Origin of the sequence: Nostoc paludosum FACHB-159 (assembly GCF_014698835.1) — a bacterium.
GTDB classification, from domain to species: Bacteria; Cyanobacteriota; Cyanobacteriia; order Cyanobacteriales; family Nostocaceae; genus Nostoc; species Nostoc paludosum.
Window position 1 is genome coordinate 42,647 of the sequence record NZ_JACJTU010000041.1, and the last position, 25,268, is coordinate 67,914.

Consider the following 25,268-nt stretch of genomic DNA (forward strand, 5'->3'; position numbering starts at 1 on the left):
TTATATTATTTATCTTTAAAAGATTCAGGTTTTAAGTGCTTAATAGCGTTGATTAGGCTTCCAATATCACCATTTTTTTGCAAGTAAGCAATTAATGCTTTTATCTTCTCCTGTGGCGTTTCACCAGGAAGTTCTTCATAACTCATACGTAGACTAAATACAAGATCGTCGAACTGTTCAAGGTTGGCTAACTCCTCTGAATTAAAAAGAGTGTTCATAGCTTTCTCTAATTCTGATGGCGAATTTCTTAAATCTTCGGCATCAAATATTTTAGTTTTGAGTCGTGGAATAATATAACCATCACGCGCACTCATGTACAAAACAGGATTACCAAAATCCCGGTTATCGTAATACTCATCACTATCATAAACAATTTCTCTGCGTCCTTGCTGTACAGCAGTATCAACTGATTCACCTTTTGCTAGTGCTTGATAAAATGCAAGACTAAAAACGTTAGCAATTTTATTTGTTACAGGATACTGCATAGCTATAACAGCAGGGATTCCTTTACGTGCTAACTTTGGAGCTAAACCTGCATAATTAGCTGTAAAATCTCCCTCGCCACCCTGACAAGCTTGAAGTACAACTAAACTAGGTTTAAAGTCTTTAAAATAGTCTGCAAAAGTGTCATCAGAAATCCAGATAGGAGTCTGTAGATCGGAGTTTAGTAGAGCAATTTCTCCTTTTTGGTCTTGCCAGTTAAATCGTCCATGTCCTATATAGTGAAAAATGTGTGGTTTCCTAATAGCAATTTTCTCTTGAATCTGTCTTCTACTATGTTTTTCTAAAATATCTAGACTAATACCAGGATAATAATTTTGCAAATCTTGAATTTTTTCAATTACAGAATCTTTCAAGATTTCGCCCAATCCTGCTGGTTCAGAAATCACAATCAAAAATCTTAATAAATCTTCTTCATTCCTCATACTATGAATTTCCTTTTCTAAAGGAAGATAGCGAGAAATAACTAAGTTAGAGTAATCTATTAGAAAAAAACCCTCTACAGTTTCACTATCAGGGTAATAAATAAACTCCCAGGGTATACCAGCTAAATCACTTACCTCTTCAGAAAAAGTTAATTGAATTCTAAATATTTTGGGATTTTTATTGTTCTTGGAATCCTCTATCTCTTTAATAATTTGCTTAAATGAATTTTCAACCGCTCCATTAAAAAGACATCTATATAAGAGTGTGCCTAGTTTGGCAAAGTCTTGACGACTCTTGAGTTGGTTAGCTCTCAGGAGATTTTCAAATCTCATAATCTGTCTAGAAAAACGAGCTAGATTTAAAATTCCCGTAACTTGACCAGTATCACTTCTACGGAAACGAACTTTTTCGTAGCTTTCAACTAATAATTCGCAAATAATTATATTTGGCTTACTCATTTAAAATTATTTATTATAAGTTTTATTTTTGACATTTCGAGTATGGCAATACTAGCCATACTCAATAATGAAAACTAGTTGTTTTAAGTCCAATTATTCTTAACCAATAGGTATATTCCATGTTGGAGATTGAGCTTTAATTGGAGCACCTTTTTCCCAAAAATCTCTCTCTTTCCTAGAAAAAATACGCATTGAATCACTTAATTTATGAAATATACCAGCCCAGAAATGAGGACGATGGTAAGCTTGAAGTGCAGCATCAACCTTAACTTCTTTTACTGAGTTTGGTATTTGTAAAACTACTATCAAAGTAGGATGGTTTTCCTGAAAGAATTCTGCCCCATCAATACGCCACATTACTAGAGAATCACCAGGATTATTATGCTCTATTTTGGCTGCCTTAAGAGAGTAAGTAAAAGGCCCTGCCACTAGCCCTAAATTACTTGTTAGCTTCGCATTTGCACCTACATTAGTCGTAACCTGTGCTTCCCCAGCTTGTAGATTTAACTGTCCAGTGGTTGCTTCAAATTCCAGATTTTCTCCTATGCAAACTTCTATATTGCCGTTAGCTTGAAATTGTTGTTGAAACTTACGATCTGGTAGGATAGTACGGGCTTTGGGTTGCAAATGTACTTCTGAAAATTCCGAATAGAATTTCACTACACACTCCAGTTTAGTAAAATACCAATCTTTAGAGGATGTCCATAAAGTGATAGGAAATTCAATCCAATAAAAATTGTAATCTTTGCTGAGTTCTTGGAGTTTTTTGGGTACAGTTATGCCAGAATTGTTAAAGTCACTTTCAGAAAGCCTGTAAACGTCAGGATAATGAGCAAATTTTGCTCCGTCTTGATTGAGTAGTGCTAATAAAGATGAAGTTTTATTGCTTTCTAGAGCTTGACCTTGACTGTCATCACCTAAATAAGAATCTAAAGCATTTAATTTATTTAAAAACTGCGAGCGCTCTGTTCCATCAAAGTCAAAATCGAAGTCCAAGCTGTTAGGGGTATTCATAGAGAGCCTCTGTTGAAAAAATTAAAGTACTAACAGGTAAAAATCCCAGATTAACAAATTTGTGTATATTTACTAACATTTAACAACACAGTCAAGTATACTACCTGACTAATATGTTGTATAAATTATTTCTTTTTGTTTAACAAAATTCCTATTTAGCGGACTTTAGACTAAGACAGTTTAATGGTAACAAAGCTGCTTAATGTGTTTGTCAACAACAGAAAGGTCGATAGTGCTGCGGTCGCGGGCGGAAATTGGTTGTTTACTCTATTGGTTACTCGCAAAAATAGTTGCGCCAGATTCCAGATTAATGCGGACTTACTTGTTGGCTTATTCGTTCTTTGACGGCTGGATAAAACTCAAGCAAGATAAGGATTTGCAAGGATGCAACAGCACATAGTGCGTGAAATGCTATTGTCTTAACTGTTTTTGTTTTTCGTTATACATTCAACCTCTAATACAGTTAAAATGAATAATAAGCCATATCAATAGGTAGTCACTTAATAACTAAAGTTAGGGGTAATACCAATTATGAGCGTTGAAAAGGGTGATAGGGTTATAACTCCGAATGGACAAGGCGAAGTCATTGACGATAAAGTTTATAAGGGAATATTTTCAGCCTTTTTAGAACCACAAATTAAAGTCAAGTTAGATACCTCTGGACAAGAAAAAGATTTCTCTCAAGAAGATTTAAAATTACAAGCTAAAAAGCCAAGCCCAAAAGAAGCAATTGAGGCAGTAGATAAAATCAAAGAACAACTTAATAAAATCCCTAATATGCCAACCAGGGAGAAAGGAGAGTTACCCAATCATTTGGAATATTTTAAGCAGGATATTCAAGTTGATAATGAACTAAGAAAACAGTTAGGGATAACGAATTTAGACTATGTAGATAAAACACTTGAAGCACTTAGAAAAACAGATTCTACAGCCAACTGTTGGAAGGAAATAGAATCTAATTTGAAGATATTACGCTGGTGGACTAGAACGAAATAATTATGTTGATGTACCAAAATAAATAAAATCAATCTTATTAAAAGCAGCAGCACGCTTTTTGAGCATGGGCTACATCATCTCCGAAGTGGCTTCGTCTGTTGATTTATCCGTTGAGGAAATCACTTCAGAGGTGGTAAATTTTCAAACCCAGACAGAACAGGATCGCACAGAGTAAAGTATTGAGTTTCGGTATAGACAGTCGTGTAGAATTTGGTGCAGACTGCTAAGTATGAAAATCTGGGACTGCTGGTGAGCGTTGATATCACTCTCTTGATAGCAACGATTCACAATTAAAGGAGAAACCAATTTTTCAATCACCCTGACCCCCGACAGCTGCATAATAAAGAACGGTATTGGAAAGTGCCGTTTTCAATACCGCAGCCGGGGTGGAGTCATGAGCGAAGATACAGAATCCGTTGAGTTAGTTGTACTCCAAAAATTAGAAAATGCTCTCAATGCCAAAATTGAGGCATACTTTGCTGGTGTCGTGGATTCTGAGCCGGACGTGCTAGAGGAGTTGCTGAGGTCAAAAAATAGTGAGGGAACCCGTAAAGGATACCGCCGCGACATCACAGATTTCTTTGTCCGCATGACTGGCCTGCGCCCTAACCGTGATTCTATCTTGGAGTTTTTACACCTGGAGGGCCACAAAGCAACGCTGGTAGTGACTAAATATAGAGCCATACTCGCTGAAGCTGGACTAGCACCCAACACGATTAACCGACGGCTGGCGGCAATTAAGTCTCTGGTGGCCTACGGGCGAAAGCTGGGGGTGTGTAACTATGCTGTCGATGTAGACAGTATCCCAGTGCAGGCTTACCGCGATACTAGCGGTGTCACTGAAGAAGAATTTTTGAGCGTAATTAAGGAGTGCGATCGCTCGACGTTGGCAGGAAAGCGGGACTATGCTTTATTGCTACTGCTGTGGGGCAATGCTTTGAGGCGAAATGAGGTTAGTACCTTGGACTTGAGACATTTTGACAGTTCTAAGGGAACGCTATCAATTTTGGGTAAGGGCAAGCAAGTTCGAGAGACAGTTAATCTGCCAAAAGTTACTGTGACAGCTATTACTGACTGGTTGATTGCGCGTGGTGGTGATATGTCCTCGTCCCGCCCGTTGTTTACTTCGGTTGATTTTTATGCAGAAGGTCACAGGTTAACCGGGGATGGCATCTATAAAATAGTCAAACGCTTGTTTAAACGGGCTGGGGTTGAGAAGCAAATGAGTCCGCACCGTTGCCGCCACAGTGCGATTACTGCTGTACTTGAAAAGACTGATGGCAATGTGCGGAAAGCTCAGAAACTCAGCAGACACGCCAAATTAAATACGCTGCAAATTTACGACGATAACCGCAATCGCGATCAACTGGAGATGTCCGAGCTATTAATGGATGGGTTGGATTAAATTGGTGGTCACATCTGTTAATTCTACTTTATCCAATCAAATATCTTAATTGACGTTTTACTTGCCTCATCTTTTTTTCAAGACTGGTATCATCCCTTGTGAAATATTTTCCATTTCAATGGCAACCATGCCTTCTTCAAATGCTCGTTCAAACACATCTTGATTCCCTGAATTTTTATAACCTAGTCCATCATAAAAACCTTTCGCAAACTCAATCGCTGCTTTGTCTTCAATTGGCTGATTCATACCAATTGCATAATTAATGTATTGGCTAATGGCTATAGCAGTTTTTTCTGTATGGCAGGCATTCAGCAGAACACAGTTTACATAATCAGCGTGTAACTTAAATAGTGATGCTAAACCTTTTGGTGCAACTGGCTTATCATTTCCGCCATCATCCTCTAATAGCAAGCTGCCATCTGACAAGCCATGTCCACAAAAATGAACAATTTGAGGCTGTTCTTCTGCAATAGCACGACGAATATCTTGAGGACGTACAGCAGTTCTAATCCGAATTTCAAACAAATCTCGATTAGCGGATCTTCGTATAGCTTCTTCAATTTCTCGAATTTCATTATCCAAACGTAATCCGTGAGGAATTGCTGTCAAAATCAAAATTTTCTGCTGCTGATTATTTTGTTTTTGGAGAATGTTAGGAGAGGAAACAGAAGATATATTAGAAATTTCAGATGCTGGTGCCAAAATCTGAGATTGAGGTTTGGCAGAATTTAATACTTCTTGGACAGACTCTTCTAATGAGCGAGCCTTATAAAGGCTAATCTCTTCATCATATCTTTTGATTACTTCGTCTATCTTTTCTATTTCTTTATTCTTCTTTTGTATTTCTGACTCAATTGATATTAATATTGGCTGATCTGCCAGCCTTTTTTGTATAGCTTCTGACATCTTATTGATTACATGAGTATGGCTATCTACTACTCTATTCAGATGCGCTCTCAGTTCTGTAAGAAAGTTATCATCAAATGTGCTTTTTAGCAAATTTATCACTCGATTGATATCAGATTTTTGAACATTTCCTGCTAAAGCTTCATTTATAAAACTTTTAAGATTTGAATCTAAATCGGGCTTTGAGTCGATTAATGTCTTTAGCCAAATCAAACTACACGCAACTTTATTTACCTTGTCCTCGATCCTTTTCTTTCTGGTGCCTCTGCTAAAATGATAAGGTTTTAACTCTTGTTCTAATCTTGTAATGTCATCTCTTAATTTACTTATTAAAGATTTTTGATTTTTAATTAATAAATGCCTTTTCTCAATAGGTTTTTTAAAACAAGCTAGAGAAGATTTTATTAGAGCATAAATTGATAAATTTGCAGAAAGTATGGACTGAATTGGAATTTTATATGCTGATTTACTTATAAGATTTTCAATATATAAGCAAGGAACGTCTTCTTCAGATACATTTTCTAATTCACTTATTAGTGATGAGATACCGAGTGTTTGTTGATCCCTCCATCCTGGGGTTCTTCGTGTTGGTTGAAGATTTTGTTGAATGAAACTTTTGTGGTCAATGATCCAAGGCCTTACGTCTTCAGAGCCATACCTCTCATCAGTTATATCTTTCAACAATTTACATCCTGCTGAATAGATTATCGTCCCAAAAGAGCCTTTAACACTTCCGATTTTAGATCTGGATTGGTAAGTGTATTCTCCCCTTTCTACTGGCAAGTTTTCAACTCCATCAATTGTTAAAAACAGAATTTCTCGCCCCGTCAAGTCATGTAAGGATGACCAAGTATTTTCTAAATCTCTGAAAAGACGAGGACAGTCTGCTTCTCGAGCAATAAAAATTATAAGAAATGAAGCTCCCATGCTTCTACCGCTCTTACGTAGAAGATTAAGAAACTTTCCAAAAGGCAATCTTGCAATGATCATTCACTCTCTTTAAGTAATTTCAGTTGTGTGCATTGGTTTAAGTAGATAAGAGGGGGTAGTGTCATGTTGATTAATTTACGTAGTATCTTATAGTTACTAATTTTATGACAAATAAAAGTAAGAAATTCGGAACGGTATTTTCTTAGTTTGGGGTTTTTGAGCGACCAGAGGTAAACAATGGTTTACAAATTAAATTAGAGGAATAACCTGTAAGTAAGTTTTACGAGCCAAAAATTTTAATACCGTTTTAGGCAAAGTTTTTTTACTGTCTCTGCCCTAGAAAAAGTATTTGTACAACTTATCTTTTTACGCTCACACTTAAATCTCGTATCAATCTCTGTAACTGTTGCTGTATAAGGTTTATAGCCATAGGCTGCACTTGGTGACACGAACCTTCTATTTACGCCGATAAATTTCATTATCGGTGATTGAATCTCAGTTTCCCACATAACACGGGCGAGCGCACCGGGATCAACAGAACTACGAGTCAGCCAATGCGATCACCTGTTAGTTGTGAAATGAGGCTTAGACTACTTGAGTTAAGAAAACAGACGTACTATAATCAAGCAGTTGCTCGTGCTATTTGGTGATGGATTTTCAACCGTTAGCTATAGATTTAGTAGAAAGGGTCGTTACTTCTATAGTGGCGGGGGTTATTGTCTCGGAAATCGCCAGACGCATTGGTAATAAAAAAAATCTAGTTTCAGTCCCTTTTAGGGATTAAAGTAGTTGATCCGTGAAAATTGGCTCTAGAAGCTTTGGGTAGTAAGAGTTTCGACAGCCCGCAGTTAAACAGAATTAGATAAAGCCATTAGAAGCGACTACGTTTAATTCTTCCCTTTGACCCAACTTAATGCCTGTAGAACGAGAAAGTAGTATAATGTATTTAGTACAAAAATACTATAATTTTAATTGTTTTTAAGGAAGTTAGACTAAAATTTTGTATTCTTAAAATAGAGCGTACTATGACAAGTCCAAAGGAGGTCTCTGTGCTGACTTGTTTTGATATAGCAAATTACTTTATTTGGATAGCCAAAACTGTGTCTGGCACTGTGACACATTTAAAACTCCAAAAACTTGTTTATTATGCTCAAGGTTTTCATTTGGCTCTCTATGATAAAGCTCTCTTCGCTGAGGAGATTAAAGCATGGGAACATGGGCCTGTTACCTCTTTATTGTGGCAGGAATTTACTTGTTATGGGTCTTCACCTATTCCAGCACCAGACAATTTTGATATCTCCATTTACAGTGAATCTGAAATAGCATTGCTGAATGGTATTTATTCAAAGCTTGGTCACTTAGATGCGTTTTCGCTGGTAAAGATGACTCACAAAGAGCCAACTTGGATTGATGCTTATCCACAAAAAGTAATTACTCAAGAAGCCATGAAAGAGCATTTCAAAGTTCGTGTAAATTCCGATAATTCATTAAAAGCTCATCTGCTTCCACCCAGTAACCAAAATTTTGAACAGCAATCAGATGTAAAACCTGTAACTTCTTCTGTAAAATCTGATATTAGGAAGTCAGAGGCTTTTCAAGCTTATCTAGCTTCTAAGAAAGAGCGATATGAGGTTTATCGTCGTCTTGCTAGAGCCTAAATTTATTGATGTTGAAACCACCATCGCCATACACGATGATTTAATTGAAACATTCGAGGGTAGCTTTGGAATAAGAGATATAGGACTTTTAGAGTCAGCCCTATCTCAACCCAAAGCTACCTTTTTTGGTGAATTTTTACATTCCACAATTGCAGAGCAGGCAGCAGCATATCTTTATCACATTGCCAAGAACCACGCCTTTATTGATGGTAACAAACGCACGTCTGTTGGTGTAATGGAAGCTTTTTTACGAGTGAATGGCTACAACTTAGATTTATCCGATGATGAATTGTATGAATTAGCTTTAAAAGTATCTACAGATGAATTAGAAAAAACTGACGTAGCAAATATAATTGAATCTCATCTCATTACTTTTCAATTACAGATAGAAGAAGAGGATAATTGGTGTTAGGGTCAATAGCTATCACTATATTCTATAGCTATACAAGTCGGAAAATAGTAGTATACCGACATCGGGGCGAAACTAGCTCTAGACTAGGGATTGCACTTTTTTACTCCAATCCATTCTTAGCATATTATTTTTGAAATCCTTTATTAAAAATATGGGGTCGTTTTATATTTCTTAGTGAATTGATCACTTGATATTTTTTGGTTTTCGCAAAGTTATTCTAAATAACGTTTATTTTCAGCAAGCAATTTTTCTTCTTTGCGACGGGCGCGCTCTTCAAAATATTTCCTCTTAATAGCTATTTTTTCTTCCCTAGATTTAGCATCTTTTATACGCTCTTCTCTTTTAGAAAGAGTATATTCATCACAAAATTTAATACTTTCAAACTTGCTTAAATTTGTTGGTAAACTAGGTAATAACCTAACAAAATCTTCTTTGTTTACCAGTATGAAGAAGTCATTATAGCTTCCTTGTTGATGCCCCCATTTACAATAGTAAGTTGTATGGCTTATTTCATAAGCTGATTTTTCAAGTGGGCAAGCAATATATTCGCCTGTATCAAGAAATACAGGAAATTTAGGGCTTACAACTAATCCTATAGGTAAAGAAAGCTTTCTACTTATAGAAATACTAGAATATCCTACTAGCTTGAAATAAATATTACTGTCTTGATCAACTATGAGAATGGGTTTAACTTCTTCGGTAATTAACTGTTCTTTCCATTTATCATATAGACGATTATTAGTAGCATCAATAACCCAAATTAGTTTATTAGCATCACTACCGTAAAATAACTCTCTCTCTTCAATTTCAGCTTTACTCAAAGTCGAGTGTTGAAATTCAATAATTAAATTATTAATTTTTATGTCAGCACGATGGCTAACATCGTCTTTCTGGATTACTACTTCTCGACATTCTACAGGAAACAAACTTTGCCATCCCAAATGCCAAGCTGTCATTTCATACCACTGATCGCATTGTGTAAGGGTCTTGTGTGACCAATGATGCAGTTTTATGCCTCCACATTTAGCAATTACTTCTCCTTTGCAGCAAGGACAAAAACCTTTGATATTAGGTTTTGGAAGTATTTTATTTCCTGATTCATCCAGTGCGTAAAACATAATATACCTTTATTTTTCAGTGAAGATTAACAGTTACTACGGGAAATTAATGTATAAAATAATACATTAATTTATAAAATGCTGGGTTTTAATAAAATAAAAGCTGGAATTTCTATATAGCCAGTCTTTTCAAACCTTGTAACTTAGTTACATTTAGTCTTTGGTTGTATTTACTTTTATAAGAAAAGCATGAGCCTGACAGTTTAGTATAAATTTAGACGCTATGTGAGGTTTGATTGATGTATGATCCGCTAATGAGAAAGGTTATGGGAGATCAAGAGAAATTAATTAAGAGCCATAACGAAGTCTTGCAATACATTAATGATGATAAACAGAAAAAAGTAATCAGTTTCTTAAAGGATGTGCAAACCCGTACTTATGAAAAAACTAGGTCATATACAAATCTAATTATTGCTGCGGGTTACGCTGGCTTCTTTACTTTTTGGAAGTCTGCAAAGGATGATTTACCCAAAATAACAATGCTAAGTTCTGGGCTATTAATCGCAATTTCACTTTGCTTCTTTATTGGCTCCGAAGTATATAACATGATTAACTCTACACTTTATCAACGAAAGATAAATCAAATGTTGAGGGAGAATAACTCTGCAAATATAATCAATGATATTCAAAAATTTGAACAGGAACATGAAGCGAGAACTTACTCCATATGGTTTTGGTTGTTATTACCAACTATCATTACAGCTATCTTTGGAGCAATTCTTTTGATAGGGAGCTTTATTATAGAACTCTGGAATGAAATTAAGGTAATATTTCCAGAACTAAAGCTTTAAGTTTATCACAATGATTGAGCCTCTCAAATCTGCACTGTCATGTAGACCTCGCTCTTTCACTAAAACGCCAATAACAAACTTTATCGGTGATAGAATCTCAGTTTCCCACATAACAACGGGGCAATCGCATCTTTGACATTCAACTGAGGATTAGGCAATGCGATCACACTCACTCACCTGTGCTGGAATAAAGTATATATTTACTTTTGCTCTGGCTCCCATTCAAAAATTTGCACATCAAGTTCTTTGATAACTTGATATAAATCTCTTACTTGGCTACTTTTGCAAACAATAATAGCTTCACAATTTGGGTTTATACATTGACGATACAGAAGAACTTGCCCAATTGCTTTGAAGACCTCGGTTTTGTTGAGATGTAGTTTAATCTCATAGATTGCATTTCTTGTAACTACGTCTGCAATACCTGCTTGACAGGAGACTTGGCGCTCAACCTCTATTCGGGGTACAGCCGGGATACCTGCAAGTGCGATTCGTTCTGGAGAAACCAAATATTTCGGTGGATTCCAGGCTTCAGTAGAGTAACCCCTGATGGGGTTGAGTCCGCACTTTAATCCTCTACTGATGACAACTTGATACCCATGTAGGTGAGGTGAATTATAAAACCAAGTCCTACCACCCTGGTGCGGGGTTGAAAGCACGTAAACTACCAGAAAATGGTAGCCCCTACGGAGGAGAATGACTATCAAATCCGTAAAGCGGGGACGAAAGCGGATAAAGGTGATAATTGCTGAAAACACCAGCCGCAAGCAAGAGTTTATGGGGAGAGCAAGCGAAATGTCGTTGAGCCATCGTCATATCTCACCAAGGGATATAAGCTTGTGTTTCGGACACACCTTGGTTCGGAAATAACCGAAAGGGTAAGGACTGTTAGGTTCTTGCAACCGAAACAGCGCACTTCCTAGACCCCCGGTGGATAGGCATCCCCTAAAGACTCAAAACAATGGATATCAGGAACGAAGTAAACCAAATTATAACTCCTGTGGTGGTCGATACATAGGTAGGCGGTCAGGCTAAAAGTTTTATTTGGGAGGGATGGGTTAAGAAGCAAACGCCCAAACCGAAGTAACGGTTAAAGCCCGAAAAGGGATGGAGTAACGTCCGGGATAAGCAGACGTAACCCGCAATGTGCATAGAGCTAGGGGTGTAAGTAGCAATGAATATGCCTAAGTCAGATTCAATTGAGAATACTGAGGGATGGAGAAATATAAATTGGCGCAAAGTCGAGAAATACGTCTTCAAGTTGCAAAAACGCATCTACGCCGCTTCGCGTTGTGGTGATATCAAGCGAGTCCGTAAACTTCAGCGAATTTTAATGAGGTCTTGGTCGAATAGGGTACTAGCGGTAAGAAGGGTAACGCAAGATAACCAAGGTAAAAAGACGGCAGGAGTGGATGGGGTAAAATCCTTATCCCCAGAAGCACGTCTCAACCTAGCAAAAGGGCTAAGAATAAATGGTAAATCCAAACCAACACGTAGAATTTGGATACCCAAACCAGGGAAAACTGAAAAACGCCCGCTTTCAATACCCACTATGTTTGACCGCGCCCTACAAGCCGCAGTCAAAGCTACCTTAGACCCAGAATGGGAGGCTCGATTTGAGGCATCCAGTTATGGGTTTCGACAAGGTAGGTCATGCCACGATGCCATTAAACATATCAAAAACTGCATAGTATCAAAAGCTAAATTTGTACTAGATGCAGATATTTCGCAATGTTTTGACCGCATTGATCAGAAAGCATTACTTTTGAAACTAAACATGAAGGGAAAAGTTAAGCAACAAATAAAAGCTTGGCTTAATTCTGGAGTCATAGATTCAGGAGAACTGATAGCTACAAATTCTGGCACACCCCAAGGTGGGGTAATTTCGCCATTATTAGCTAACATTGCTTTACATGGTTTAGAAGACCTGATTAATCAAGAATTTCCGGCTAATAAAAGTGGGAAGGTAAGAGGGTCAAAAACCAAATTCGGCTATAAAATCTGCCAACCGACCTTCATTAGGTATGCGGACGATTTCATAGTTTTACACGAATCACGAGCGGTCATTAATCGGTGTGAGGAAATCATCAGAATTTGGCTCAAAGGTATTGGCTTAGAACTGAAACCAGAAAAGACCCGTGTAGCACATACACTGCACCCAGATTTAAGTGAAGATGGTCAAGCAGGATTTGATTTTCTGGGACACCATATTCAGCATAAAAAAGTGGGTAAATACCGAGAAAACAAAAATAGTTTCGGTACTCGTCTTGGTTTCATTACCCTCATTACCCCTTCAAAAAAGGCGATTGATGCTCACAAAAATAAGATGAAAAGCATCATCATAAAATGTAAGTCACGTTCCCAAGCGGAACTAATTAAAGAACTTAACCCTATTATTAGGGGATGGGCTACATTTTATAGAGTTTCAGACGCTGGAACTGTTGGGGATTTCGCCCGGTTAGATAGAATAACTTATCTTCGTCTAAGAAGATGGGCTAAAAGACAAACCGGAAGTATTTATCACGGTCATCAAAAGTATTGGCATACCATAGGCGACAACCATTGGGTATTCACAACTAGACCAGATAGTAACGGATTAAAGTTATTATCACATATCGAATTTCACTCCAGTGTTAACGATTATGTAAAAGTTAGAAGTGATAAAAGTCTTTATGATGGTGACACTATCTACTGGAGTTTAAGGTTAAGTAATCATCCCAATTTACCTACTACTAAAAGGAACCTCCTTAAGCAACAGAAAGGTAAATGTATGGGATGTGGCTTAAATTTTCTTGAAGGTGATTTATTGGAGATTGACCACATCAAACCCCTGAGTTGTGGAGGTAAAAAGGAATGGAACAATCTTCAATTACTGCACCGTCATTGCCACGATGTCAAAACTGCCACTGATGGTAGTCAGAAGTCCCTGCATGACAATAGGGAAACACATTGAGTAGCCGTGTGAAGGGACAACTTTCATGCACGGTTTCGGATGGGAGGGGTGGAACAGTAATGTTCCCCTCGACCCTAACATTGGGACACGTTGTAAACAAATGTTGCAGAAACCAATTTTGCAATTTACTAACTTGCCCAAAAATGGTACTAAGACATTCAAATTTTTGCACACTAAAATCAACTCTTCACGCGATTCAGTCTCTCCAACTTGCCCATAAAGGGGAGAAAGTAGCGAAGCTGCTATCAGCCGCCATGCAACGGCTGAAAACGCTACCCAGAAAGAGTTTCATCAAAATTTTTCAACTTTTACCCCATAAATGGTTGTTTTAGGGGATGTTTTCCCGGGGAGTGGCGCGCTCGAACTGGTGTTAAAACAACGCAAAATCAAGCATTTGCAAGCATCTGCGTAACATAACTTTACAACATGTCCCAATTTGCGCGTATCCCGGCTGAATCCCACTTACTTGTACACCCCTGAAAAGATAATTGCAGCCTTTATTCCTTTGCATAAAGTAGCAAACAACTATAGATATATACTCATGATGATTTGTGCATCACACAATTGTGGTATTGCCGATGACAAAGTTGGTTGTTCTAAAGCTAGATGGCAATTTACAGCAGGGTGTACGGGTAACGCTTTCAATTGCGACTGAAGGTGTTAGTCCCCATAAAGAAATCACTGGTAATCTACCCCCAATTGCTCCTTTACAAACAACAATTGACGAGTGGCGATCGCACTATCGTAGTTTAGGGAGTTCTCCTCGCGGTATCAAAGCTATAAAAGTTACTTACGATGGTTCTATTGCCCAGAAGCACGAAGATTGTAAAAATTCCGCAACTGAGTTACAAAAGCAACTAAACAACTGGCTGCTTTCGGAGTCTTTTCGCCCTATCCGGGAGAGTTGGTTAAAGGAATTACAAGAAAAAGAATTGGTGCGGGTGCTAATTCGCACATCTAGTCAGCAGTTGCGACAAATACCTTGGCATCTTTGGGATTTAGTGGAAGAATATCCCAATGCCGAACTAGCTTTGAGTGCAACCGATTATCAAAAACCTATCATAGCGAAAACCCCTACCAAAAGAGATCAAGTCAAAATTCTGGCGATTTTGGGCAACAGTACTGGTATTGATATCGAAACAGACCGAAAGTTGCTCAACAGCTTACCTGATGCCGATGTCACTTTTCTAGTACAGCCCCAACGTCACGAAATCAACGATTCCTTATGGGAAAGACCTTGGGATATCCTGTTTTTTGCAGGTCATAGTCAAACTGTGGGAGATAGTGGTCGAATATACATTAATGAGAACAAGGAAAGCTTAACTACTGATGACCTCAAATATGGCTTGAAAAAGGCTATTAGCAATGGGTTAGCTGTAGCAATTTTCAATTCCTGTGATGGTTTGGGATTAGCATCTGAGTTAGAAACGCTACATATTCCCCAAATTATTGTCATGCGGGAACAAGTGCCAGATGAAGTAGCACAGGTATTTTTAAAGCATTTTTTGGAGGATTTTGCTTCCGATGGTAAGTCCTTATATCAAGCAGCAAAGGAAGCCAGGTTAAAGTTGCATGGACTTGAGGATAAATATCCTTGTGCTTCTTGGTTGCCAGTAATTTGTCAAAATACGGGTGCAACCCCACCAAGTTGGTTAGATTTAGGTCGCCGTCCCACCGAAATTAGTCCCTATCGCGGTTTGTTTGCGTTTAGGGAAGAGGATGCAGAGTTCTTTTTTGGACGGGAATCTTTCACCCAGATGTTGATAGATGCGGTGCAAAATCAACCCTTGGTTGCGGTGATTGGTTCTAGTGGTAGTGGTAAATCTAGTGTGGTGTTTGCTGGTTTGGTGAAGTGTCTGCGAGATGCTGGTAACTGTCATATTGTTGACTTTCGTCCCGGTTCCAGACCTTTGTTTAATCTGGCAACTGCCCTTGTTGACCAAAAAGAAACCAATTTTAATCGAGATTATCATCAAAAAGGGTCTCAAATATTGCCACCTGTACTTAGCCGCACAGAACGCTTGCGGGAGATTAGAAATCTTGCCAGCGACCTGGGGCAGTGTGAAAATGGGTTGCGGGATGTGGTGGATGATATCCTCTCTGTTGACCCCAACCAGCGTTTATTGCTAGTTGCCGACCAATTTGAAGAACTTTATACCCTTTGCAGAGATGCACAAGAGCGCAAAGCTTTCTTAGATAGATTATTAGAAGCAATCTCTTCCTGTGGTAATTTTACTTTTGTCATCACTCTCAGGGCAGACTTTTTAGGACAAGCATTGTCTTATCGTCCCTTTGCTGATGCCTTGCAGTATGCAGACTTAAAACTGGGTCCAATGACGGATGAGGAGATGCAAGCAGCAGTAGAAAAACCTGCGGCGTTGCTGGGGGTGACAATTGAGGAGGGGCTTGTTGAACGCATTCTTTCTACGGTGAGTACAGAACCAGGGGATTTACCTTTATTGGAGTTTGCCCTCACTCAACTGTGGGCAAAACAACTTGATGCCCAGTTGACCCATGCTGCTTATGATGAAATTGGCGGAGTAGAAGCAGCATTGGCTCGTTATGCGGATGAAGCATATAACAAGTTGAATTTTGAGGAAAAAGAAAGGGCGCAGCGAATTTTTATCCAACTGGTGCATCCAGGAGAAGGAACGGAGGATACTCGCCGTGTAGCTACCCGCGCTGAGGTGGGTGAGGAAAATTGGGATTTGGTAACCCGCTTGGCGGATGCTCGTTTGGTAGTTACTGGACGGGATGAGAAAACAGGTTTAGAAACTGTAGAGGTTGTCCATGAGGCTTTGATTCGCAGTTGGGGACAATTACATCAGTGGATGCAGCTGGATCGGGATTTTCGCCAATGGCAAGAACAATTGCGGGTAGCAATGCGTACTTGGGAGAGTAGTGGTTGTGACGAAGGGGCATTGTTACGAGGAAAACCACTGGCTGATGCTGAATATTGGCAAAGTCAACGTTTTTTAGAATTGAGTTCGCAGGAGAGGAGTTTTATTGGGCTGAGTGTGGAATTGCGGGAGCGAGAGAGCAAAAAACAAAAGCGCAGACGACAATTTACTATCTTAGGACTTACTGGAGGCTTGTTTGTAGCTTTGGGATTGGCAGGATTGGCAGGTGTTGGCTGGTGGCTTACAGAATTGCAAAGACAACAAACCATCAACGGTCTTATCGCCGCCTCCCAAGAACTGTTTGACTCAAATCAAGAATTTGATGCCCTACTGACCTGCATCAATGCAGGCAAGCAACTCAAACAGGCAGCATTCGGGGTAAATTCCGATATGCAGTTTCGGGTTAAAGTTGCATTGCAACAAGCAATTTATGGGGTGAAAGAACGAAACCGCTTGGAAGGGCACAAAGCTGGTGTTTTTCATATTACCTTTAGTCCTGATGGACGACTGCTTGCTTCTGGTAGCCGTGATACTACTATCAAACTTTGGGATACTGCCACAGGCAAAGAAATTCGCATATTGACTGGGCATAAGGATACAGTAACTTTTGTTAGTTTCAGTCCGGACGGGCGGTTACTAGTTTCTGCCAGTAACAGTGACAAAACTGTTAAACTCTGGGATATCTCTACTGGTAAAAATATCTTCACTTGGAATGGATATCAATCTGACGGCAATGGCAATAAAGGTGTAAGTTTTAGCCCGGATGGGCGACTACTGGCTTTTGGCAGTACAGGGAACACCATCCAACTTTGGGATATTTCCACTCGTCGGCTAATAGCTACCTTTACCGGACATAGAGATACAGTCAATGGCGTAAGTTTCAGCCCGGATGGGCGACTACTGGCTTCTGCTAGTGGTGATGCTACTGTCAAACTCTGGGATATTGCCACAGGCAAACAAATATCCACCTTGACTGGACATCAAGCTTGGGTCTTTGGTGTAAGTTTCAGCCCGGATGGACGAATACTGGCTTCTGGCGCTGATGGCGGCGGCATTAAACTGTGGGATGTTGCCACACGCAAAGAAATTGGCAATCTCTTTGGTTTTAAAGGTAGAGTGACAAACCTCAGTTTCAGCCCTTCAGGGCAACAGTTGGTTGCTAGCGGTTTTAACAATGCTATCAAACTGTGGAATGTGGCTACACGCCAAGAAATATCTACCTTGACTGGACATCGCGATAATGTCAACAGTGTCAGTTTCAGTCCTGATGGGCAATGGTTAGCTTCTGCTAGTAGCGACCATAGTATCAAGCTTTGGTATATCGCCCAGCGTCAAGAAATCAAGACTCTTTATGGAGGTAACGTTAATGTTAGTAGCGTTAGTTTCAGCCCGGATGGGCGGCTGCTGGCTTCTACTAGTAAGGAGGACAACAGAGTCAAACTATGGGATGTCGTAACTTATAAAGAAATCCCTAACAATATCCAGCATAGTTATTGGATTGAAAGTGTAAGTTTTAGCCCCGATGGCAGAAAGTTAGCTTCCGGTAGTTGGGATAACACCGTTAAACTGTGGAATGTTGCTACTGGTAAAGAAATCCCTAGTAACATGCAGCACAAAGGTTGGGTTACAAGTGTAAGTTTCAGCCCTGATGGGAAAAAGTTAGCTTCTGCTAGTTGGGACAATACAGTAAAACTCTGGGATGTTGCCACAGGCAAAGAACTTAAGACCCTTTTAAGTCATAGCAGTGTAGTCTTTAGCCACAGTTTTAGCCCTGACAGACGACTACTAGCTTCTGCTAGCAACGATCAAACTATTAAACTGTGGGATGTCGCTACAGGCAAAAAACTTGATACCCTCACCGGATTTAAGACCGAACGTGGGAGCGTCAGTTTCAGCCCTGACGGAAGACTGCTGGCTTTTGGTGGCGACAAAACCATCGTATTATGGGATGTTGCCACCCGCAAAGAAATAGCTACCCTTACCGGACACAAGGCTGAGATTTATAGCATCAGTTTTAGCCCCGATGGCCGGCTACTGGCATCAGCTAGCAAAGACCGTAATATAATCCTTTGGGATGTTACCACCCGCAAAGAAATCAACCTCTTCAATGCAAGGGCTGAGATTTATAGCATCAGTTTTAGCCCCAACGGGCGACAACTAGCTTCCGGAAGTGCCTCTGGAAAGGTAATTTTGTGGAATTTAGAAAAATCGAATTCAACTCTTGAAGCTCTACTAGCACAAGGTTGCAATTGGCTGCATAGCTATCTGGAAAATAACCCCAATGTTAGCGACAAGCAACTCTGTAATGGAATTGATGTTGCTAAATAATCGTAGTTCACCAACGAATGAAAAACGAGTAAGGCGTTTATCAAGTTCAAAAATTAAAATGCAATTTAGGCAGTAGTCAAAACTGTTATTTCAAACTCTTTTAGGCAAATTTCAAAATCAATCTATTATCCAAGCTAAATAAACAACATAAAAGTACCCGTTAGGGTACTTTTTTTGATGTAATTTTTTCGGAATAAAGTACCCTAACAGGTAATAGCATTTCATCTAAATTTATGCTGAATATAAGACCTAAAGTGACTTTTGAGACTTTATAAACTTTTGTTAAAAATTAGCTGTTTTTCAGATAAAGAGGTTTTTTATTAACCGAGTAATGTGTAGACAAACCTCCGATTTATCTCATCATAAAACTTGTAAATTCAAGGAAATTCAGTATGAATACACGTCAATTAGATTTACTTTTACCCATAGGATGCAAGCTTTATGCTATTGCAATGCATAATGAAAAGTTGGTGCGATTCTTGTCCTGACTCATATTAACTTCTTGTTTATTTGAAAGTGACATCAAACTGTTTGGTGTTCTAATTCTCCATATACCGCCATTGTATAATCTCGTTAGGTAGCAAAGTTCGACCATGATAGCGATTGCATACTTTGGGGAGAAAGTAGCGAAGCTGCTATGAGCCGCCATGCAACGCCTGAAAACGCTACCCAGAGAGAGTTTCATCAAAATTTTTCAACTTTTACCCGAAAATGAGATTTTGACCAATTAGATGCACACTTAAAGCTGTACCATTTAAACCTCACTGATTTTTACAGCCTGAAACCCTCATAGCTACGTTACTAAATGCAGTACCAAATAGCCTAAAGGTCAATTGGTACTGCAAAAACAAGCGAGTTCTGAGATTTTCGGGTTAAAGAGCTATTTTATTTCTGTAACTTATATGTGATAAGACTTTCAGCCGTTGCGTGGCGGCTCATGACAGGCTCGCTACTTTTACCCCACTTTAGGTTAGATCTCAGTCATATTGAAAGGATTCAAAACAATAAATATTCAGAAAAACTATGAGCGATATTTTATTAATTAATGCTGAAACTCAGACCCAAAACCTATTGATGAAATGCTTAGAAAATGCAGGATTTCAGGTTGTTGGCACAGAAAATAATATTGTTAGTGTTCAGCTAGCACAGAATAAATTGTCTAGCAGTGAGGAAATTACAAACTTAAATACTCCTCAGTTCATATTTCCAAATATTCCCCGAATACGTGAGGTTTTCGAGTTCATTGAATTGAATTATCATGAAAATATTCGCCTAAAAGAAGTAGCTCAAGCAGTTGGTTATTCCTCAGCTTACTTAACCGATTTAGTGCGAAAACTTACCGGGAAAACGGTCAATAATTGGATTATTGAGCGCCGACTAGCAGCTGCAAGCTCCTTACTTTTAGAAACTAATGATTCTGTTGAGCAGATTGCTTTAAAAGTAGGCTATAAAAATATCAATCATTTTTATTGTCAGTTTCGCGATTACTATCAAAATACTCCCCGTGCTTGGAGAGAGACACAGCATTGTAAAGTAGCTTAAAACTAATATTACAACCATTAGAAGATATTCCTAGTGAAACAAGTCTTATATTTTATAATTCTGACGCTTTTTTAGCTTAACGTTACTGTAGCATTGATAATTGAGAGTGAAAATTCCTCAATTATCAAGACCTCAATTTGATATTTACCAAGTTATGAATTATTATTGCAGCAGTGAGTAATTGTTTCGGCAGTTGCTCAGTGCTTATTTTTTATAATATTTTTCAAATTTATACTGGGATTACTCCGAGATTTACTCGCTTACAAAAACTCCCCCACTGATGAAGCCGCAGAAAAACTCCGATCTGAATTCTGGCAGCTTTTCGACTCCGACAGTGGTTATCAGCAGTTGGATGAACGAAAACGATTAAGAGCAGCAAAAAGTTTGGAGTTGCTTAATGTTTTAGAGCATCCTGAATTACCATTGCATAACAATCCCGCTGAGTTATTTGCTAGAACAATGGTGCAGCGGCGTAATATTAGCTATGCAACTAAAACTACTGAGGGAACCAAATCTTGGGATACTTTTATGTCTCCTGTTGCTACTACTCGTCAGTTGGGAATCAGTTTTTTTGAATATGTGCATGAGCGGATTTATCATCGAATAATAGTCCCCTCTTTCGCCACTATTATTCGGGCGAAATCTTCTTCTAATCCCTTTAGTTGGTCATGGCAACAAGAATCAATGTCTCCCCCAACTTATTGAGCCGATACCTTTTGACAGTCTTAAATATTTGATTTTTTATTTTGAGAATAATCTAAAAATACTTAATAACTCATTATTAGTTTATCTGAAAATACTTAATTACCAATAATATTGCATCAAATTACTATGTATATATGGAAAGCCAAGAGAACAAGCAAATCAGCTAGAAAATTATTTGATAATCTATGAATTAAAATTTAATTCCTATGATTATTAATTAAAAGCTTTCCTGTAAATAACTTTTACATTGCCCATCTCGGTGCAATGCCTTCAACAATCAACATTAAAGATTAGGTACAAAACTATGTCACAAGAAATTCTGGATGCTCACAACAGGTATCGTGCAGAAGTAGGCGTTCCTTCTTTACAGTGGTGTGATAATTTGGCAAATCAGGCTTACAGTTGGGCAAGTCAATTAGCCTCAACAAAAAGATTTGAGCATAGCCACACACAAGGTCAAGGAGAAAACCTATGGAAGGGGACAGCTAAAGCATTCTCTTTTACTCAAATGGTGGATTCCTGGGGCCGAGAAAAGCAGTACTTTGCGGGAGGCATCTTTCCTAATGTTAGTACAACTGGCAACTGGGCAGATGTAGGTCACTATACGCAAATTGTGTGGAAAGACACCAGCAAAGTTGGATGTGGCTGGGTTGATGGACCTGATGGCAACTGTTATCTTGTTTGCCGCTACGTGAGTCCTGGTAACTTTATAGGTCAGGCTGCTTTCTAATACTCAATAAAAATTTTTGGATCTTCATTACTTCTTATGCTAAAAACGCCTGTAAATTAACTTAAAAACCTTGCTGGGGAATAATAACAGCCGTTATTCTTAGCATTTTATGCTTAGTTCGGAAATTTACGCTATAGCTGCCTGTAAGGTTTGATTTTCAAGGGAAGTTACGGACTTTATTTAAAATTCCAGCATAAGACGTACCGAAGAACCAAATTTTTAGGGGTGCGATTTCCTTGAGGAAGCTCCAAAGGATTACGCAAAAAAGCACTTGATCTCAAAGAATTACCAAGCACGCTTATATGTAGATAACTCAAGTTCACAACTTGGGTTATCTTTGTAAATTGTTAAATCAAGTCATCAAGCTGCCTTGTTAAAAGGAGATGTTGAAGGGGCAAGCTTGGAAGGGAAACGTCGCAGTCGCAGTATTGCCAGCAGTAGCAGTAGTACCAAAGGTGGGCATAGTAAAGGCAAGAGTCCATCAAAGAAAGCCAAGCATGAGAAAGGAGATGCGCGTAGAAAACAGGATCAAGATGTCAACCCCAAGTGGCAGGAATATAAGAAAAATGGAGGCAGATTAGCCAAGAACGCGTGGGAAAATCAAGGTATGCCAAAACGCGATTAAGTAAGGCGATCACTCTTGCTGTAGGGACTGTGTAAAAAGTCAAGCGAGCGCTCATGCATGAGGGTTGATAAGAGAGCAATGTCTGTTCTCAAGAGTGCGTGCCATTATTTGCTGGTTCAACTTGACCTTGGACAAAACATTTTTTAGGAGTTCTCAGTCGAGTCAGGTGGAGATGAGATTTGTATATCTCTTATGAGGTATATATTCCCTACCCTTATACATTTCGTCAAAACAAGAACTTCTATAAGCAAACTCTTTAGAAACAAACAAAAGGAACAATATGCTTTTATTTTTTACAATGGCACTAGATGAAACCTCAGAACTCAATAGAGGTAGATTATTTCTAGTAGATGAAACCGAAGGAATTGTTGGCAGATGGGTTGCGATAAGTAGCACTGCGGATAAACAAGGGGTAAAAGATTGGAATGTTCGTGGTGGTGTAATACCTCCTACTTATGAATTAAGCTCACCATTACCTTTTTACTCCGTTACAGTTAACCCTGTAGACCTCAGAAACGTCAAAGGAGTAGAAGGTAATGGTTACGCCATTACACCATTTGAAGTCACAACCATTGGTGGAGGAACCCGTTCTGACCTGCTAATTCATAAAGATGCAAATGTGCCAGGAAGTATGGGCTGCATTGTGTTACCTGAATCAGAATTCACAGATTTTGAGGAAGTTTTTCAAAAACATTGTCAAGGGCAAAATACGGTCAAACTTCTCGTTGGCTATACTTATTAGGAGAAAATAAGTATGAAACTCCAAGATATTCTAAAGCTTGATAAATCTCTTGAGTTTGACTATTTACGTCAAGACCAAGAGTTAGCAAAGCAAGTTCAAATCCGCCTGATTGATCTAAAATTAGTTTCAGGAGTTGCTGATGGACTGTATGGACCTCGCACTAAAGCTTCTTTAGAAAACTTTGCCCGTGCTTTTGACTTACTCGATATTTTGAACGCGGAATTTGCTGTCAAACTGATTGAAGTTAAGGAAGTTCCTAATCTCTCGGTTCAAATTTCCGCAAAACTACCTCAATGCGGAATTGAGTTAATCAAATATTTTGAAAGCTGCTTTCTTGATGCATATCCTGACCCTTACACAAAATGCGAACCGATCACAATTGGGTGGGGGTCAACCAAGAAACGCGATGGCAGCCCGTGGTATCTTGGGGAGAGTATTTCTCAAGAAGAAGCTTTGGAGCTTTTGATTTATCAGTTGGAAAATAATTACTTACCTGATTTAGAAAAAATACCTTGTTGGCATCAACTAAATACTAACCAACAAGGAGCGTTACTTAGCTTTAGCTACAACTTGGGAAGTAAATTCTTTGGTGCCCCTGGCTTTAATTCCATTACCAGAGTTTTAGAAAGTCGTAATTGGTCTGAAATCAAAGAGACTTTCATCAAATACCGTAACCCTGGAACGAATGTAGAGGAAGGACTTTTGGCACGAAGGCAGGCTGAGGCTGAACTATTTTTAACACCTGTAGCGTAACTGGTATTCTAGCTAGAATTCTTCTATTATTCTAAATTGAATAATAGACATAACAGGGGTGTAGAAGCCATTCAACCTCTGTTTAGCTTACGTTATATTGTATCGCTACTCGCAAGCGAAGTTGTCTCAATTACCAAACACGCTTATATGTAGATAACTCAAGTTCACAACTTAGGTTATCTTTGTAAATTGTTAAATCAAGTCATCAAGCTGCCTGGTCAAAGCACCTTGCAAATCAACGCGGTTATCGTCATAAATAATCACAGTCCTGGGGTCGGAATGGCGGCTTAATTTTTGAGTAGCCCGAATATTGCCATTATTTTGGTTGAGCGCTTCAGTTATAGCGCTATGCCTTACCCGGTGGGGACTCATCTGTTTTTCAATCCCCGCCAACTTGCAATATTTGACAACAATTAAACGTATAGCTTCCCCAGTTAACCTATTACCAAACCTTACCGGGTCAAGGGAAATAAAAATTGGTTCGTTGGGCTTATCAGCAGCATTAGATGCTTGCAACCAATCAGAAATTGAAGCAGCAGTTTTTTGAGAAATTGTCACCAACTCCCGTTCCCCATTGCGTCCCTTACCACTAACCTCGATTTGACATCTAGCATATTTAAAATGCTTCACATCCAAACTGGGAATCTCCCCGCGCCGCAGGGCATTACTCCACAACAACCGCATAATGGAATAATCGCGCTTCCCCCCCAAAGTCGAAGTATCGATCGCCTCAAATAGCTTAATCACCTCCCTTACCTCTATCCCCTTAGTATCCCGATAGGGTCTAACTTTCTCATTTTTAATCACTTCCAGGTCGTAATTGCAGATGTCAAAAATCTGCCCCATTTCCACCAAAGATTTTATCGCGCTAATTCTGCGGTTAATCGTCGCTGGCGCTAAACCTTGCTCGAAAAGATGGTTGCGGTAGGCGACCACTACCGCGATCGCCTGCGTTTTGGACAGCAATAAAAATTCGCGGGCCAGGTCTGATGTTAATTCACGACCGGGAGCAATGAGACTAAAGAAATTTCGCAAGTCATGAGAATAAGCCCTGCGGGTGTGTTCGGAGCGTTTTTGCGTCAGTAAAACTTCGAGAATTTGTTTACTATCGCTCTGTGTAATTGCACTGCCATAGGTGATTGAGCGGAGCGTGATGATACCAGACATAGACGAAAACCGTTGATTTATAAGGCTTGTGTGCGTTAAGTGCTTGTTAAAACGTGCATTCTCACAACCACTTTACATTACGATTAACTTTATTTTCCGCGCATCGGTGATAGGTTAAGATAAAGCGCATTTTGTCAATCAGTTAAAATACTCAAAATAAATTAGATGGTAATGATAATCGTGCGGGTGGGAGGGGAAGGAGGCGAGC

At 39.0% G+C, this 25,268-nt stretch carries 19 protein-coding genes; 13 read left to right on the forward strand and 6 right to left on the reverse strand.

From position 1 onward, the window contains the following. Positions 1-5: 5 nt before the first annotated feature. Together H6H03_RS29390 and H6H03_RS29395 are read right to left on the reverse strand one after the other, a co-directional pair. Positions 6-1,385, reverse strand: a complete 1,380-nt coding sequence (locus H6H03_RS29390) for a CHAT domain-containing protein (RefSeq protein WP_190958589.1) — start codon at positions 1,383-1,385, stop codon at positions 6-8. A gap of 99 nt (positions 1,386-1,484) precedes the next feature. Next, positions 1,485-2,399 carry a hypothetical protein gene (locus tag H6H03_RS29395; RefSeq protein WP_190958590.1) on the reverse strand — a complete coding sequence of 305 codons (915 nt, stop codon included), beginning with the start codon at positions 2,397-2,399 and terminating at the stop codon, positions 1,485-1,487. Between the two features lie 531 nt (positions 2,400-2,930). Here H6H03_RS29395 and H6H03_RS29400 point away from each other — a divergent pair. After that, positions 2,931-3,395 carry a hypothetical protein gene (locus tag H6H03_RS29400; RefSeq protein WP_190958591.1) on the forward strand — a complete coding sequence of 155 codons (465 nt, stop codon included), beginning with the start codon at positions 2,931-2,933 and terminating at the stop codon, positions 3,393-3,395. A gap of 394 nt (positions 3,396-3,789) precedes the next feature. Beyond that, positions 3,790-4,800, forward strand: coding sequence for a tyrosine-type recombinase/integrase (locus H6H03_RS29405; protein WP_190958592.1), 1,011 nt, complete (start codon positions 3,790-3,792; stop codon positions 4,798-4,800). A gap of 66 nt (positions 4,801-4,866) precedes the next feature. Here H6H03_RS29405 and H6H03_RS40635 read toward each other — a convergent pair whose 3' ends face one another. Then, on the reverse strand, positions 4,867-6,633 hold the full coding sequence (locus H6H03_RS40635; RefSeq protein ID WP_242058040.1) for a CHAT domain-containing protein: 1,767 nt from the start codon (positions 6,631-6,633) through the stop codon (positions 4,867-4,869). Between the two features lie 1,052 nt (positions 6,634-7,685). On the opposite strand from H6H03_RS40635, the gene H6H03_RS29415 reads away from it, so the two are divergent. Together H6H03_RS29415 and H6H03_RS29420 are read left to right on the forward strand one after the other, a co-directional pair. After that, positions 7,686-8,294, forward strand: coding sequence for a Panacea domain-containing protein (locus H6H03_RS29415; protein WP_190958593.1), 609 nt, complete (start codon positions 7,686-7,688; stop codon positions 8,292-8,294). Then, a complete protein-coding gene (locus tag H6H03_RS29420; protein ID WP_242058041.1) occupies positions 8,263-8,706 on the forward strand; it encodes a type II toxin-antitoxin system death-on-curing family toxin in 444 nt (147 codons plus the stop codon). The genes H6H03_RS29415 and H6H03_RS29420 overlap by 32 nt, the downstream gene beginning before the upstream one ends. Positions 8,707-8,918: 212 nt before the next feature. On the opposite strand, the gene H6H03_RS29425 is transcribed toward H6H03_RS29420, so the two are convergent. Further along, entirely contained in the window at positions 8,919-9,824 is a 906-nt protein-coding gene (locus H6H03_RS29425; protein WP_190958594.1) for a competence protein CoiA, read from the reverse strand. Positions 9,825-10,090: 266 nt separating this feature from the next. On the opposite strand from H6H03_RS29425, the gene H6H03_RS29430 reads away from it, so the two are divergent. Beyond that, positions 10,091-10,615, forward strand: a complete 525-nt coding sequence (locus tag H6H03_RS29430; protein WP_190958595.1) for a hypothetical protein — start codon at positions 10,091-10,093, stop codon at positions 10,613-10,615. Between the two features lie 200 nt (positions 10,616-10,815). Here the strand turns inward: H6H03_RS29430 and H6H03_RS29435 are convergent, their stop codons facing one another. Further along, complete coding sequence (locus H6H03_RS29435; RefSeq protein WP_190958596.1) at positions 10,816-11,373, reverse strand: hypothetical protein; 558 nt, start codon at positions 11,371-11,373, stop codon at positions 10,816-10,818. Positions 11,374-11,795: 422 nt separating this feature from the next. Here H6H03_RS29435 and ltrA point away from each other — a divergent pair, with 422 nt between their 5' ends. The 8 genes from ltrA to H6H03_RS29480 all read left to right on the forward strand — a co-directional run bounded on the left by ltrA (position 11,796) and on the right by H6H03_RS29480 (position 23,893). Then, entirely contained in the window at positions 11,796-13,568 is a 1,773-nt protein-coding gene (gene ltrA / locus H6H03_RS29440) for a group II intron reverse transcriptase/maturase (RefSeq protein ID WP_242058034.1), read from the forward strand. A 578-nt stretch (positions 13,569-14,146) separates the two neighbouring features. Then, complete coding sequence (locus H6H03_RS29445; RefSeq protein WP_190958597.1) at positions 14,147-18,796, forward strand: nSTAND1 domain-containing NTPase; 4,650 nt, start codon at positions 14,147-14,149, stop codon at positions 18,794-18,796. Between the two features lie 1,023 nt (positions 18,797-19,819). Beyond that, on the forward strand, positions 19,820-20,338 hold the full coding sequence (locus H6H03_RS29455) for a helix-turn-helix transcriptional regulator (RefSeq protein WP_190958598.1): 519 nt from the start codon (positions 19,820-19,822) through the stop codon (positions 20,336-20,338). Positions 20,339-20,686: 348 nt separating this feature from the next. Then, positions 20,687-21,043, forward strand: coding sequence for a hypothetical protein (locus H6H03_RS39870; protein ID WP_199339124.1), 357 nt, complete (start codon positions 20,687-20,689; stop codon positions 21,041-21,043). Positions 21,044-21,347: 304 nt separating this feature from the next. Continuing rightward, positions 21,348-21,773 (forward strand): CAP family protein, encoded by a 426-nt coding sequence (locus H6H03_RS29465; RefSeq protein ID WP_190958599.1) that lies wholly within the window; start codon positions 21,348-21,350, stop codon positions 21,771-21,773. 400 nt (positions 21,774-22,173) lie between these two features. Continuing rightward, entirely contained in the window at positions 22,174-22,398 is a 225-nt protein-coding gene (locus tag H6H03_RS29470) for a hypothetical protein (protein ID WP_190958600.1), read from the forward strand. 280 nt (positions 22,399-22,678) lie between these two features. Beyond that, positions 22,679-23,140, forward strand: a complete 462-nt coding sequence (locus tag H6H03_RS29475) for a hypothetical protein (RefSeq protein WP_190958601.1) — start codon at positions 22,679-22,681, stop codon at positions 23,138-23,140. A 12-nt stretch (positions 23,141-23,152) separates the two neighbouring features. Then, positions 23,153-23,893, forward strand: coding sequence for a glycoside hydrolase family protein (locus H6H03_RS29480; RefSeq protein WP_190958602.1), 741 nt, complete (start codon positions 23,153-23,155; stop codon positions 23,891-23,893). Between the two features lie 192 nt (positions 23,894-24,085). Here the strand turns inward: H6H03_RS29480 and H6H03_RS29485 are convergent, their stop codons facing one another. Next, a complete protein-coding gene (locus tag H6H03_RS29485; protein WP_190958603.1) occupies positions 24,086-25,060 on the reverse strand; it encodes a tyrosine-type recombinase/integrase in 975 nt (324 codons plus the stop codon). Between the last annotated feature and the right edge of the window lie 208 nt (positions 25,061-25,268).